The sequence below is a fragment of the Bacillus sp. AY2-1 genome, from assembly GCF_008368965.1.
In the GTDB taxonomy this organism is placed as follows: Bacteria; Bacillota; Bacilli; order Bacillales; family Bacillaceae_G; genus Bacillus_A; species Bacillus_A thuringiensis_S.
Genome location: NZ_QPEL01000047.1, coordinates 1 through 14,812, shown reverse-complemented (window position 1 = coordinate 14,812; position 14,812 = coordinate 1). Strand labels below are relative to the sequence as shown.

Sequence of the window (14,812 nt, the reverse complement as noted above, 5' to 3'; positions counted from 1 at the left end):
CCCATTCACACCCTATATATCCAATACATACAAAGCAAAAAGAGTCTAGTTCAAAATAATATTTGAACTAGACTCTTTTATGCTCATTTAGAATACACAATCTTTTTAATCGTTTCCCCAGAAAGAAAATATTCTTCTGCAAGTTGATGAATAGCAATCCCACTTTTAAACGCTTCTTTAATTGCTTTATTTCTTTCATCTAGTTGTTTTCTTCCACCAGATCGTGTACCCCATTTATAATGTTTCGTTTCTTGTTTCGGAATGTAAATTGTTTCACCTTGTATATACTTTTGAATTTCAGTAATTAAACTCTCTGGTAAAACAGCATTAGCTTTTACGTATTTCATTTCTGCTCGCCCCTTATTTTTTATGGTTCATTTCAATAAGGTGCAAAGCCAAATATAAAAAATGATACGAGCTCATATAGGCGATTGTATATTACTTGTCTACCTCACGCAAAGTATCGCCATTTCCATACTTGGCTTTGCATGAGACGTTGCAGTGTCTGGCAATTGAATTATAATCGCCATATAAACACCTCCTAATATACCTTTTGCATTTTATTATATGATAAAATCCCTCTCCTTGCATCTTCATACTTTTTCAGCAATAAATAATTAATTTTGATATAATACTTTTTATTGAATCAAAAATCATTGTGAGGTTACGTTATGAGGAAAAAAATTATCATTACAATCGTTACACTATTCTTTATTATCACGGCATTATTCGGAACATACAAATTGATGAGCGCAAGAAGCTTTCAATTATTTGGAGATTTAACACAACGCGTAGAAACAAATGAAAAAGTGATCGCTTTAACTTTTGATGATGGCCCTACTAACAATGTAAAACAAATATTACCGTTACTAGATAAATACAACGCTAAAGCTACTTTCTTTTTAATTGGAAATGAATTAGAGAAAAGTCTATCATTAGGAGAAGCTATCGCGCAATCTGGGCACCAGCTTGGAAACCATACATATTCTCATAAAAGAATGATTTTCAAAACACCTTCTTTTATTAAAGATGAAATAGAAAAAACGAATTCATTAATCCGCCAAACAGGATTTACAGACGAAATTGATTTTAGACCGCCTAACGGAAAAAAATTAATTGGACTACCCTATTATTTAAATAAAAATAATATTGAAACGATTATATGGGATCTTGAGCCCGATACTTTTTATAAATCTGCGGCTGATAAAATTAAATATGTTAATAAAAATGTAAAACCAGGTTCTATCATTTTACTGCATTCTATGTATGATGAGTCTGATGACAATTTAAAAACGATTGAAGGTATTTTAGATTCTTTATCTAAGAAGGGCTATCAGTTCGTAACAGTAAATGAATTGCAAAAAAGAGCAAAATAAAAAGAAAGGTAGCGTATCTTTGTATGATACGCCACCTTTCTTTTTATATAATGCCAAGTACATTTAAGAATACGATAATAATCGCAATTGGTGCGATAAAGCGAAGTAAGAATAACCATAATACGAATAGTTTATAACCTTTATTTTTACTTACACCTAGCTCTTTCATTAATACATCTTTCTTCATTTTTAAAGGAACAAAGATAGAAACTAATAATACACCAAGTGGCATTAATACGTTACTTACTGCATAGTCCGCTAAATCAAAGACTGTCTTTCCGAAAATCTTCAGATCACTTAATATACCGAATGATAATGCTGATGGTACCCCAACAACGAAGATTAATAACCCTACGATTAAGGCCATTTTTTCACGTTTCCCTTTACCTTTTGATGTTAACGACGCAACACTAATTTCTAACATCGAAATTGCTGATGTAATCGTAGCGAAGAAGAATAGTAATAAGAAAACGATGAAGAATAATTTTCCGAATGCCATTTTACTGAAAATAGCTGGTAATACGATAAATAATAGTCCTGGTCCTTGAGATGGTTCCATTCCGAATGCGAACACAACTGGGAAAATTGCAAGTCCTGCAAGTAATGTAATAACAAGAGTTAATGCTACGATAGAAAATGCTGAACGTGGTAAGCTTTCTTCTTTCGGTAAGTACGAGCTATACGTTACCATAACGGCTACCCCGACAGATAACGAGAAGAACGATTGCCCCATTGCGTATAAAATAACTTCTGATGTTACATGTGAGAAATCAGGTTGTAAGAAGAAACGAACTCCTTCTCCAGCACCATCTAATGTAAGTGCACGAACGATTAATACAAAGAATAAAACGAATAGTGCTGGCATGAAATATTTATTTACTTTTTCAACACCATTTTGTACACCTTTACTTACGATGAAAATAGTAATAAGAATGAATAATAGCTGTGATCCAACTGCTAAATATGGATTGGAAATGATTTCACCAAACGTAGCTTCGTATGCTCCATTTCCTTCCCATAGTCTACCTGTAATTGCATTCCATAAATATAATAAAATCCAGCCTCCTACAACACTGTAAAAAGAAAGTAATATGAAACATGTTACAATTCCTAATTTACCTAACCAAGGCCATAACGTTTTAGGAGCAATCTCTCTATATGCATCAACAGCCTCTTTTTGTGTACTTCTTCCAATAACAAATTCAGCTAATAATAGCGGTAAACCAATTAATAATGTGAAACCGATGAAAATTAGGAAGAACGCTCCGCCTCCTCCAATGCCGGCCATATATGGGAATTTCCAAATCGCCCCAAGACCAATTGCCGAACCTGCTGCAGCTAATACGAAACCTAATTTCGATGTCCATTGCTGTGAATTCATTTATTAATCTCCTCTCTGTCTCTTTTTCTTTGTTACAATTCGGTATTTATATTGTTCTATCAATACTCTTTTCTAATACGTTCACTTCCTCCCTAATAATAAAAAACGCCCCTACGTAAATACGTAGGGACGACAAAAATATCGCGGTACCACCCTAGTTGTGAAGAATACTAAGAAACCACCTAAATAAAAATGCCCCTACGCAAAAACGTAGGGACGATAAAATATCGCGGTACCACCCTAGTTATGAAGCCACACCAAAGTTAGGACCTAAATAAAAAACGTCCCTACGTAAATACGTAGGGACGATAAATATCGCGGTACCACCCTAGTTGTGAAACAATCTTCACCACTTTATTTGATAACGGTATAAACTACCGTCTTTCATTTCCTCATAATGCGAGATTTATGAAAGATGCTCCAGGACGAACTTCATGAATAATCTATATACTGATTCACACCAACCATCAGCTCTCTGAAATAGGGAGATATTCACTACTATACCCTTTCATTGCCCAAATATTATTTTCCGAATTGATTACTATCATTTTTATCACACATTAAAAATAGTGTCAACTTATATTTTGAATTTTTATGTATTACAATCTATTTAAAAATTTGAAATATAAGTTTTAGTTTAGAAAACAAGTAGATTAGTACATAACGAATTCTAACAGGCAATAGAAAAAGAATTACGTATTATTGATACTTATTCCAGAAGAAAAATCATCTAGAAACATAACCTATCTCTATCTGTATTAGTTTTTAAGAGTTTGATGGATACCAAGAAAATTTCGCATCACTATCCAGTGGTCTATTTTTCGTTTCTTCTTTAATTACACGAAACCATTCATTTAAAATTTGAGTTTTGGGCAATTGAGCAGCAAGGTTATCTTCCCAAATTATATGTGAGAACCAGGCTTTCGTTTCCCATTCAAACTGCAATTGTGCGAACGAAATTATAGGGTGATCAGCTTCACGAAATTGCTCATTTACTGCATTTGAAACTTCTGGAGCTTGCGGTAACAACTCGTTCTGAATTCTATTTCTTATCGTCACATTTTCTAGCTGATCCCAGAAATACAATTGCCCATTTATTTGATAAAAAATATCAAATGAAGCCTCACCTTTCTTCAAATTCAATAATACGAAAGCACGTTCCACATCATTGTCAGCCGCCTTTACAGCATTAACAATTATATTTTGTGCCATTGATACCCAGTAACTAGTCGCTTCCTCTACCGGTGATTCAACATACAATTCTTCACTTAATTCATGAAGAGTGGCTTCTTGCTCATTTACTTTTTCAACTTTTTTAAAAAACCTATTAAAAAAACCCATAACTTCCCCCTTATTACTGTTTTCTATTTCACAAAATAAAAAATAGATTTTTCTTGCTCATCCACATTTACTCCTGGTGCGTATGTATGAACTTGTTGCAACACTTCTTCTATTAGCAACTCTAACTCCTGCACACTATTTTCTGGATTCCCTATTAATGTGTCCGCCATACGTTCATATAATTTTTCAGGTTTAATAGTCATTCGTTCCACATTATTAGGCATCCATTTAAACGCTGGATGATGTACGTACATTTTATTCAAACCAAATAAAACACCGAATACGTTCCTTTGTACTTCGCAAATAACGTCATAAAGCATAAGCCAATCTTTCCGTTTTAAAAGCGCCTTTCGATTGTGCCAACGATTACTTAACCATAGATTTTCTGAAATCATCCGTTTTACTAGTTCATCTGGATATGCCGCTACTTTTTCTTTTAATTCATTCACTTTCCCTTCTCCATACAAACTAACACCATCATGAACGGATGATACAATACATTGTTTTTCATAACTTATATCATATTGATCCACCACATCCGAAATCACTTTCTCTACTGTCTCTGTTAAAAAGTTACTAATCTCTAATTTAATTCCCTCTTTCGTTAAATACGTTTCCGACCATTCTTCTTCCTCATACGGATGATACGATAATATTTTCCCATCAATATGATAAATAGGGGCCCTACGATCCTCATCTTCCGGCGGTGTTGACCATAAAATATGTAATTCTATATCTGAATGTTCATCTTCAAGCTTTCTAGCTACTGAACCCGCTAAAATAATGGCTTCTACTTTCGGATTTTTCCTATAAATCTCTGACATCTCTATCGCTTTCTCTTTTAATCCCATTTCATTTCCCCCTAAAATTGCAGTAATCCCCTATATTCCATTTATCTATTTCGATATTACAGCTTGCATTACCTTTTCAAATTCCTACTGCATCATATTTCTATCCAAAAGCGCTGAATAACTTCACCAGTACGAGAAGAAACTATTTCATTTTCTAACACACCGCCGACCTTTTGAATCGTTTTAGCAGAACCGATATTGGATTTATCGCAAGTTATTAATACTTTCTGCAATCCTAATTTTTGCGCTTCAGCTAATGCAAGCTTTAGTTGTTTCGTAGCGTAACCGTGGCGACGTTTATTCGGATGGACACTATATCCAATATGACCGCTTTCCCGTAATAATTCTGGATTTAATCTATGTCTAATATTCACAAAACCTATAAGTTCTCCTTTTTCAAAACTTAAAAACTGACTAGATGGCATTCGATTAGCTAGTAAATTTTCTCCTAATTCTTGTTTACTCACTTTTTCAAACCATTCATCAAGAGAATCAAAGTTTTGTAAAGAACTACTTCCATGTGGTTGTTCCCCTGAGTGTAAAAACGCGTGTCTATACGCTGTAATATGCTCACTATATTCATGGGTTGGTTTTAATAGTTTCATTGTTCTTCTCCCCCTCTTTATTCCATAAAACAAACACCTTAATAGCAGTTATTCACTATTAAGGTGTTTCTATCCTTTTTATTCAAATAACCCCATACTCAAATAACGTTCACCTGTATCAGGCGCAATACATAAAACTTTTTTACCAACGCCTAGGCGTTTCGCTATCATGATTGCAGCGTAAACAGATGCTCCAGAAGACGGACCAACTAATAATCCCTCTTGTCTAGCTAAGTTTCTCATTGTCGTTAAAGCCTCTTCGTCTGCAATTTGAATAATTTCGTTATACACTTCTGTATTTAAGTTTTTCGGGATAAACCCTGGGCTTGTTCCTACTAGTTTATGAGGACCTGGTACACCACCTGATAAAACGGGAGATCCTTTCGGTTCCACTACTGCAATATATAAGTTTGGTAATTTCTCTTTTAACGTTTCACCAGTCCCTGTAATCGTTCCGCCTGTTCCTGCCGTTGCAACAAAGGCGTCAAGCTCTCTATCCATTTGTTCATAAATTTCAAGCGCAGTCGTATAGCGGTGAATATTCGGATTAGCTGGGTTTTCAAATTGTTGCGGAATAAAACTATTCGGTATTTGCTTTTGCAATTCTAACGCCTTCGCAATTGCTCCTGGCATTCTTTGTTCTGCTGGTGTTAAAACTACTTCTGCTCCGTATGCTTTCAATAAATTAATACGCTCTTTTGACATATTATCTGGCATAATTAAAATCGCTTTATACCCTTTAGCTGCTGCATTCATCGCTAAACCAATCCCTGTATTCCCGCTTGTCGGTTCAATGATTGTATCTCCTGGTTTGATGAGACCATTTTCTTCTGCAACGTGAAGTAAATTATAAGCAGCACGGTCTTTCACACTGCGCGATGGATTAAACATTTCTAGTTTCACATACACATCTGCTGCGTCTTCCGGAATAAATTTAGATAATCGGACGACAGGTGTATCGCCTATTAATTCTGTTACGTTTTCACATAATTTCATAGCGCATCCCCTATTCTATCGTTTTCTTATCACTTGGCAGTAACCATGAAGTGAGTCCAATTAATGGTAGACAACTACATAATAGCATAATAAATTGCAGGCTATATATATCTGCTAATTTCCCAAGAACTACTGCACCTAATGCTCCAAGTCCAAACGCAAGACCTACGATTAATCCTGACACCATTCCCACTTTTCCAGGTACAAGCTCTTGTGCATATACAACAATTACACTAAAACTACTTGAACTAATAAAACCGATACATAAAAATAACGGTACGACCCACACAAGTGAGACATGTGGTAATAACAGTGCAAGTGGCGCTGAACCTAACATTGAAAATACGATGATATTTTTCTTACCAAATCGATCTGCTAACGGTCCTCCGAAGAAAGTTCCTAACACACCAGCAATCATAAATGCGAATACGAAATACTGGGCATTTTTTATAGATAAACCGTAATGCTCTATTAAGTAAAATTGATAGAAATTCCCGATACCAGCACCGTACCAAGAGCGTACAAAAGTAAGAAAAACAAGAAGTATAATAACGAATTTAATGTGTGTACTTACAATTGCATTTTCCGCCTCAAGCGCAGCCCTCTTCTTCCTTCTTACAGCGCCGGTTGCTAATTCATTTTTGTACCAATTCGATACGAAAATTAATAATACAATTCCTACTGCTGCAAATGCTGTAAAACCTAATGAACCAATTTGACCGAGTGGAACGAAAATTAGCGCTGTAAAAATAGGAGCTAAGGAATTCCCCGTGTTTCCCCCAACTTGATAAATCGCTTGCGCTAACCCTCGTTTTGCACCTGCCGCCATATACGCAACACGAGCGCCTTCTGGATGAAAAACTGCGGAACCTAAACCAATAAATAAAACAGAAATAATAACAATAATAAAGTTTGGTGCAAACGCGAGTCCAATCATTCCAAGCATGCTTGAAAACATACCGAGTGGTAATAAAAATGGTGATGGCTTCTTATCTGAATACATACCAAACACCGGTTGCATAATCGATGACGTCATATTTAAAGCAAACGCAATCCACCCTACTTGCATATAGGATAAATTCATCGTTTTTTCCAAAATAGGAAACAACGCCGGCACAACTGCTTGCATCGAATCATTTAAAAAATGCCCAAAGCTAATCGCAAATAAAATTCGATATATTGTCGGTGTTTCTACAGTTTTTTTGTGTGAAACTGCCTGCATATGTGAATCTCCCCTTTCTGTACAAAATATATATTTATTACAGTAGGTGTAATAAATTCTGACTTTTGAAACATTTCTATTCTATACTGCTTTCATTTCTTTTTCCAGAAATATAACTTAACTCCCGTCATTGGCTTGCATCCTTGTAACTTTCAGCGGTAAAACAGTACAAAAAAAGACAACCCAATCACATACTGGGTTGCCTCTTACATTAAATTGCAAAATGCTTATACTTCTCGTAATCACTCGTCTTACATTCTATTTCTAATTTGGTACCTTCGTTTTCGTAACTCGTAGATAAAACGTGTGCATGATTATTGAAATACGAAACTACCTGTCCTTGATCATACGGAATTAACATTTCACATTTCGTATATTCTTTATAAATATGGGAACGAACCATTTCTACAAGCTCTTCAATTCCAACATGTTTCTTCGCAGATAAATACACGCGGTCTTCTTGTACTTTCGGAATTTCAACATCCACCATATCTGATTTGTTATAGGCATAGATTGTTGGAATATTTTCTACTCCAATTTTCTTTAACGTTTCATTTGTAATATCAATTAATTGTTCATAATTTGGATTTGCGTAATCTACAACATGAATAAGTAAGTCTGCTTCCGCTACTTCTTCTAATGTTGAACGGAACGCCTTCACAAGATGATGTGGTAATTTACTTACAAATCCAACTGTATCTGTTAATAAGAATGATTTATTATCTGGCAAATCAATATTTCGTACAGATGTTTCTAACGTCGCAAATAACATATCTTTTTCAAATACTTGTTTTTCTTCTGTACCATTATAAATTTCAAGCATTGCATTCATCGTCGTAGACTTTCCTGCATTCGTATAACCTACTAATGCTACTACAGGTATTTCAGTTTTCTTACGTTGCTTTCGCTGCGTTTGACGCTGGGCAACGAGCGCTTCTAAATCTTTATTTAAAACTGAAATTTGTTCTTCAATTTTACGACGATCTAACTCTAACTTCTTCTCACCGACACCTTTATTTTTCGTACCAACGCCGCCGCTCTGTCTTCCTAACGATTCACGAAGACCGATTAAACGAGGCATCATGTACTGAAGGTGTGCTACTTCTACTTGTAGCTGTGCTTCTTTCGTTTTCGCACGTTGCGCAAAAATATCTAAAATTAAAATGGTACGATCAATTACCTTACAATCTAAATCCTCTTCTAAATTTCGAATTTGTGAAGGAGATAATTCATCATTAAAGATGACCATATTCGCATCTATTTCTTTTACATACGCTGCTACTTCTTCAATCTTTCCTTTTCCGATATAATGCGACGGATTTACTCGTTGTAAATTTTGCGTTACTTGCCCAATTACCTCTACATCACAAGCTTCCGCAAGATTTGTTAACTCTTCCATCGAATATGCAAAATCACCTTCATTACCTAAATTTACTCCAACTAAAACTGCTCTTTGTAATACTTCTTCCATATATTTATTCCTCCATTTCGATTACGTAAAATAAAAAACACAGGTCGCTGCCTGTGTTTTCGTAAACGGATAAGGGTTCACCAAAGAAATAGAAGAAAGCTATGCTTTCATCCTATCTCATAGTCAAAAAGTCCCAAGATTATATACGTATCCACAATAAGTGTTCACCTATACAATCCCATTCTATTTATAAAGGCAAAACAAAAAGAGGGCGTATTCGTCCCTCCCTCTTTTTCACATATAAGCTTAATAAAGGGTTCCTTTAAAATAGGCAGACCAATCCCGTTCACTCTGTACACAGACAGAGCCTTTGAGCGCTATTCAATTATTGGCACAAAGTATTGAGACGTAATCTGATTAAGATCAAAGGAAGCCCCTCCGTTCATTTTAAGTTACATAAAGTGTAGCATAAGTAATTCGCCTTCACAAGGTTTAACAACCTATATCACGCTAAAGAAAATCTTTATATTTTTACTTTAATCGTCATTTTTTGCGAGTTTTTCTCACAACAAAAATAACAAAAGCAATTATCAATTTTAGAAACTTCTCTTATATTATTTTTACAACACTCGATAAATCCCTTCATAGTAAGTTAAGTCGTTCAATACACCAAAAATCTATATTGACATTTTTATAACCTGATATCAGTATCAGGTTATAAAAATAAAAATTAGGAGATGTTCCTATGCATTCTAAATCTCGTATTACTGCAATTGGTACTTATGTTCCAGATCAAATATTGTCTAATAACAATTTAGAAAAGATGGTCCATACGAATGATGAATGGATTGTACAAAGAACAGGAATTAGTGAAAGAAGAATCGCTAGCGAAGAAGAATACTCCTCAAACTTAGCCATTAAAGCGATTGAAAATTTATGTACAACATATAAGAAAAACTTAGAAGATGTCGACTGTATCATTGTCGCTACTACTACTGCTGATTACGTTTTTCCTAGTGTTGCTTGCCAAATACAACAATACTTCAACATACCTCATACAATAGCTTTTGATTTAAATGTAACTTGTGCTGGTTTTACATATGGACTACACGTCGGTAATAGCTTAATCACTTCTGGATCACATAAAAAAGTACTTGTCGTAGCGACAGAGACATTATCTAAAGTTACTGATTATACCGATAGAACGACCTGTATTTTATTCGGTGATGGTGCTGGAGCTATTTTATTAGAAAGAGATGAAAACACCCAAAGCTTTATCGCTGCTCACATGGGAACAAACGGTAATGGCGGCATTCATCTATACAGAACAAACTTATCTACTACTATGAATGGCACACCACTGCAAACAAATGAAAAAATCGTTCAAAATGGAAGAGAAGTATATAAATGGGCAACACACACAGTGCCAAAAGGCATAAAAAATTTATTACATACCGCAAATATGCCAGTAGATGATATAGACTGGTTCATACCCCACAGCGCTAACTTACGAATGATCGAATCTATTTGCGAAAAATCTCAAATTCCAATACAAAAAACATTAACGAGCGTGGAATATATGGGGAATACCTCTTCAGTCACCATTCCACTCGCTTTAAATTTAGCTATAAAAGAAGGAAAATTAAATAACGGAGACACACTTTTACTATACGGATTTGGTGGCGGACTTACGCATTTAGGGCTTATTGTAGAGTGGAATTTAATTTAAGTGTATAAAAAGAGGCTCTAGTCAGTAACTAGAACCTCTTTTTCATTTAATTTCTTGCCCCTTTTCGAGACCATATCACAACAGGAATAAGTAATAACGCTAACACGCCTCCAGCCAATGACAATACCGCATAACTTGAATTCGCTACTACCATACCTGACATCGCTCCACCAGAAGCTCCAGCTAGCGCAATACAAACATCTATTTTCCCTTGTGTTTTAGCACGTGTAGACGGTGTTGTGGAATCAACGATTTGTGCTGTACCACTTATCAATCCGAGGTTCCATCCTAGCCCAAGTAAAGAAAGAGCAACGATTAATAATAATAAAGAATCACTTGGCGCTATCGCAGCTATGACACCCGCTGCAAGTAAAATCACTCCACCAGCTATACTCATTGTAGTTCGGCCAATTTTATCAATTAACATTCCTGTAATGAGAGATGGAAGATACATTGCACCTACATGAAAACCTATCACAAGTCCTACTGCACTTAAACCGTGACCGTGGTGTCCCATATGAACTGGCGTCATCGTCATAATCGCAACCATCACTATTTGCGTAAGTATCATTACGATTGCTCCAACTGTAATACCTCGTTTATTTTCTTTCGCTTCTTCTGTTATTGGTTGCCCTTTATATGTATGTTCCTGTTTATATCTTTCTATTATGTTAGCAATAATTAACGGATCTGGACGAAGCATAACAAAAAGAACTAGACCCGCCAGTATAAATGCTGCTGCCGATAGTATGAACGGACCTGCAAGTTTAGGAACTCCAATTGAATGAGCAAAACTTCCCATTACCCCTACTAAATTTGGTCCTGCAACTGCACCGAAAGTCGTCATTACCATCGTAATACTAACAGCCGTTGCTCTCTGCTTCTTATCTGCTAAATCTGTACCTGCATAACGAGCTTGTAGATTCGTGGCTGTACCGGCACCATATATGAGTAAAGAAATAAGTAAAAGAATAATACTATTTGTTAAAGCTGCCATTACAACACCAATTGCTCCAAATCCACCTACTATAAACCCTGTTGCAAGACCTATCCGGCGTCCATATCGTTGCGAAAGCTTCCCTACTATGAAAGCTGCTAATGCCGATCCCAATGTAAACATAGCAGTTGGTAATCCTGCAAATGCATCTGTTCCAAGCATTTGCTGCGCAAGAAGTGCTCCCACTGTAATACCAGCAGCTAGTCCTGCACCGCCAAACATTTGTGAAATGCTGACGATTATTAACGTTCGTTTGTATAGTTTTTGTTGCTCTTCTTCTGTGTACACATGATTATCTATTAAAGCCCCTGCCTTATCTAGCAATTCCCCATCCTCCTTTTAAAATTAAGCCCTCTTGTTAATGTACTATGTATAACGTTACATATTCAATGGCATTTTCCATTCATCCCTTTCATTCTAAAAAACTTTCTAATCATACTCGACTTATCCCATGCTATATTAAAAATACTACTATTCACAATATGCAAGGAGGAAACAATAAAAAAAACAGGCTGCTATAGCCTGTTTTCTTTACGCTTCTTCTACTAATCTTCCCCTTCTCTTTTTACTCAAAGCTTTTCCTTCCCAAAACAACAAACTTACGAAAGCACAAATTAAAATAATTGGCACACTTGCTTTATATAAATCTGTAAAACTCATAGCCATCTGATTCTTGGCATAATGATTCACATCATTTGAAAATGTGAGTACCTCTTTCTTTATACTTTCCTCTTGTTTTTCAACTTCTTTTGTCACTTGCCTCATAACTTCTTCTCTTTTTACATCCCTATATTCTACTGGAACTTTTCTTAATATTTCATCCGTCTTGTTGCGAATCAATTCTTCCTTCTTCTCTTTACTTAATCCTATTGTCATTGCATTTTGTTTCTTATTTATATTTGACTCTAAACTTTGATTCTCTATTTTTTCTTTAGTCATTTGTAAAATTTCAGTTTGCTCAGTACTATTCACATGAATATTCCGCACCTTTTCTTCTGCATAACGATATACTTTTTCTTTATTTACAGTTAAATTGTGAGTTAAGTTAGAGACAAATATTGCGACCGCCAATACAATTCCAACTTGTCGTAACATTGATACAACACTTTGAGAAGCAGTTAATAATTCTCCTTCAAACGAAGACGCACTTAAAACTGTAATTGGCCCCACTACTAAACCATATCCAACACCTAATATCATACATGGAATAATAAATTCTATATTTGTTGAATTAACATCAATCATTTGCAACCAATAGTAGGAAAGCCCCATAACAAGAAATCCTGACAAAATAATAGTTACTTTTCCGAGTTTTTTAATTAAAGTTGCTGCAACTGGTGAGATTAAAAATATCATTGCTGAAATAGGTGTCACTAAAAAAGCCGCTTCAATTTCCGTCCGACCTTGTAGTTTCGTCAAGAACGTTGGAAGCAATACAGTAACTCCAATTAAAAATAAATTACTTAATATAACAACGATAGACGCTCCGACAAACATTCGATCTTGAAATAACTTTAAATTCACCATTGGGTTATGAATCTTTCGTTCTACTAAAACAAATAGAATAAGAGAAATAGTGCTAATTGCATAACAAGACAAAGCAATATTACTTTGCCATCCCCATGTATTACCTTTTACTAATATGAGAGTAAATGAAAAAATTGCTGTGCTACTTAATAGTAGTCCTATCCAATCTATTTTTGAGATAATACGTTCTTCATTTTTTATTTGTAGCATGATGCAACATAACACGATTCCTATTATACAAACCGGAACATTAACGAAGAACACCCATCTCCATCCTAAATTTTGCGTAATAATTCCACCTATCACTGGTCCCATAGCAGCTGACAATCCTTGTGTTACTCCTAAAATCGCAAGCGCAACATGCCTCTTAGCTAATGGCATAGCTGATACACCAATTACCATACTTGTTGGAAATAAAATCGCTGCCCCAATACTTTGTATAAAACGAGAAAAAATAAGAAAATCACCTGTATTAGCAAAAGCGCAAAGTACCGATCCACCACCAAAAATCACCAAACCAAGAATATACATCTTTGCTTTTCCAAAGATATCAGCTATCCGCCCTAACGGAATGGCGAGTACTGCAATCGTCATTGTATAAACATTTAATACCCAAGACATCTTTTCTAATGAAGTATTTACACTCGATTGTATTGCCGGTAAAGCTATATTCATAATTGTCGTATCAATCATACAAAGAAAGATACCTAGACACATTAAAAAGACAATCTTAATACCCTTTGTTTGCTCCATCTTTATATACCCCTTTATTTATTGTGAACGCGTTTTTCATTCTTCTGTTTTATTGTTTTCTTTCGCCTCTAACTCTTCTAATTTTTTCTTCAAAGTCTCCACTTGTGCACTATACGATGCAATACCTACATCTAGTGAAATTTCTTCGACGAAAGTAATACCTACTCTCCACTTTTCATATTTCAATCGAAGATCTGCAATGTACGCTTCTTTTCTTTCAATTTCATCTTTAATCCATTTTTTTATTGTTACATCATCACTATAGTTACCAAAATACATTCTCATTAAAAAATCCGAACGTAAAACATCCTTCTCTACAGGCGTCTGCATGTATTGATAAAATTCTTCACGCCCCTCATCTGTAATAAAGTACATTTTCTTATTCGGTTTTCCCTCTTGCATGACAACTTCTTTTTTTATTTTCCCCTCATTCTCCAATTGTCGTAACGTTGGATAAATCATTCCAAAACTTCCATCAAAAAAATGAGTAAATACGTCTTCAAACACAATTTTAATATCGTAACCAGACAATTCCTTTTCCATTAATAAACCTAAAACAACATCTCTTCCCTTCAAAGTAAAACCCCCACATAGTATATAATCGATAATCATATTAACAATAT

Annotated in this window: 13 protein-coding genes and 1 other annotated feature; of the genes, 2 read left to right on the top strand and 11 right to left on the bottom strand. The window is 35.1% G+C overall.

The genetic code is table 11. The features are described from left to right. Positions 1–83: 83 nt before the first annotated feature. Positions 84–347: a CD3324 family protein gene (locus DN403_RS12390; protein WP_000878325.1), complete on the bottom strand. Its 264-nt coding sequence runs from the start codon at positions 345–347 to the stop codon at positions 84–86. A 324-nt stretch (positions 348–671) separates the two neighbouring features. On the opposite strand from DN403_RS12390, the gene DN403_RS12385 reads away from it, so the two are divergent. Continuing rightward, positions 672–1,376, top strand: coding sequence for a polysaccharide deacetylase family protein (locus tag DN403_RS12385; protein WP_149185513.1), 705 nt, complete (start codon positions 672–674; stop codon positions 1,374–1,376). 43 nt (positions 1,377–1,419) lie between these two features. On the opposite strand, the gene DN403_RS12380 is transcribed toward DN403_RS12385, so the two are convergent. The 7 genes from DN403_RS12380 to hflX all read right to left on the bottom strand — a co-directional run bounded on the left by DN403_RS12380 (position 1,420) and on the right by hflX (position 9,243). Next, entirely contained in the window at positions 1,420–2,757 is a 1,338-nt protein-coding gene (locus tag DN403_RS12380) for a sodium-dependent transporter (protein WP_001088185.1), read from the bottom strand. Positions 2,758–3,055: 298 nt separating this feature from the next. Beyond that, positions 3,056–3,278: a binding site (T-box leader), on the bottom strand. 244 nt (positions 3,279–3,522) lie between these two features. Then, positions 3,523–4,098, bottom strand: a complete 576-nt coding sequence (locus tag DN403_RS12375) for a hypothetical protein (RefSeq protein ID WP_000505549.1) — start codon at positions 4,096–4,098, stop codon at positions 3,523–3,525. A gap of 23 nt (positions 4,099–4,121) precedes the next feature. Further along, positions 4,122–4,949, bottom strand: a complete 828-nt coding sequence (locus tag DN403_RS12370) for a DUF4037 domain-containing protein (RefSeq protein WP_000523177.1) — start codon at positions 4,947–4,949, stop codon at positions 4,122–4,124. Positions 4,950–5,041: 92 nt separating this feature from the next. Continuing rightward, positions 5,042–5,554, bottom strand: a complete 513-nt coding sequence (locus DN403_RS12365) for a GNAT family N-acetyltransferase (protein WP_000771300.1) — start codon at positions 5,552–5,554, stop codon at positions 5,042–5,044. Positions 5,555–5,632: 78 nt separating this feature from the next. After that, positions 5,633–6,550, bottom strand: a complete 918-nt coding sequence (cysK, locus tag DN403_RS12360) for a cysteine synthase A (RefSeq protein ID WP_000762276.1) — start codon at positions 6,548–6,550, stop codon at positions 5,633–5,635. A gap of 10 nt (positions 6,551–6,560) precedes the next feature. Then, positions 6,561–7,772: an MFS transporter gene (locus tag DN403_RS12355; protein WP_001149399.1), complete on the bottom strand. Its 1,212-nt coding sequence runs from the start codon at positions 7,770–7,772 to the stop codon at positions 6,561–6,563. Positions 7,773–7,983: 211 nt separating this feature from the next. Next, positions 7,984–9,243, bottom strand: coding sequence for a GTPase HflX (hflX, locus tag DN403_RS12350; RefSeq protein WP_016077874.1), 1,260 nt, complete (start codon positions 9,241–9,243; stop codon positions 7,984–7,986). Positions 9,244–9,928: 685 nt separating this feature from the next. Here hflX and DN403_RS12345 point away from each other — a divergent pair. Next, positions 9,929–10,912 (top strand): ketoacyl-ACP synthase III, encoded by a 984-nt coding sequence (locus DN403_RS12345; RefSeq protein ID WP_016077875.1) that lies wholly within the window; start codon positions 9,929–9,931, stop codon positions 10,910–10,912. Between the two features lie 46 nt (positions 10,913–10,958). Here the strand turns inward: DN403_RS12345 and DN403_RS12340 are convergent, their stop codons facing one another. The 3 genes from DN403_RS12340 to DN403_RS12330 all read right to left on the bottom strand — a co-directional run bounded on the left by DN403_RS12340 (position 10,959) and on the right by DN403_RS12330 (position 14,765). Then, positions 10,959–12,233: an MFS transporter gene (locus DN403_RS12340; protein ID WP_016077876.1), complete on the bottom strand. Its 1,275-nt coding sequence runs from the start codon at positions 12,231–12,233 to the stop codon at positions 10,959–10,961. 207 nt (positions 12,234–12,440) lie between these two features. Next, complete coding sequence (locus DN403_RS12335; RefSeq protein WP_016077877.1) at positions 12,441–14,189, bottom strand: MDR family MFS transporter; 1,749 nt, start codon at positions 14,187–14,189, stop codon at positions 12,441–12,443. A gap of 36 nt (positions 14,190–14,225) precedes the next feature. Next, positions 14,226–14,765, bottom strand: coding sequence for a PadR family transcriptional regulator (locus tag DN403_RS12330; RefSeq protein ID WP_000678333.1), 540 nt, complete (start codon positions 14,763–14,765; stop codon positions 14,226–14,228). Positions 14,766–14,812 lie beyond the last annotated feature (47 nt).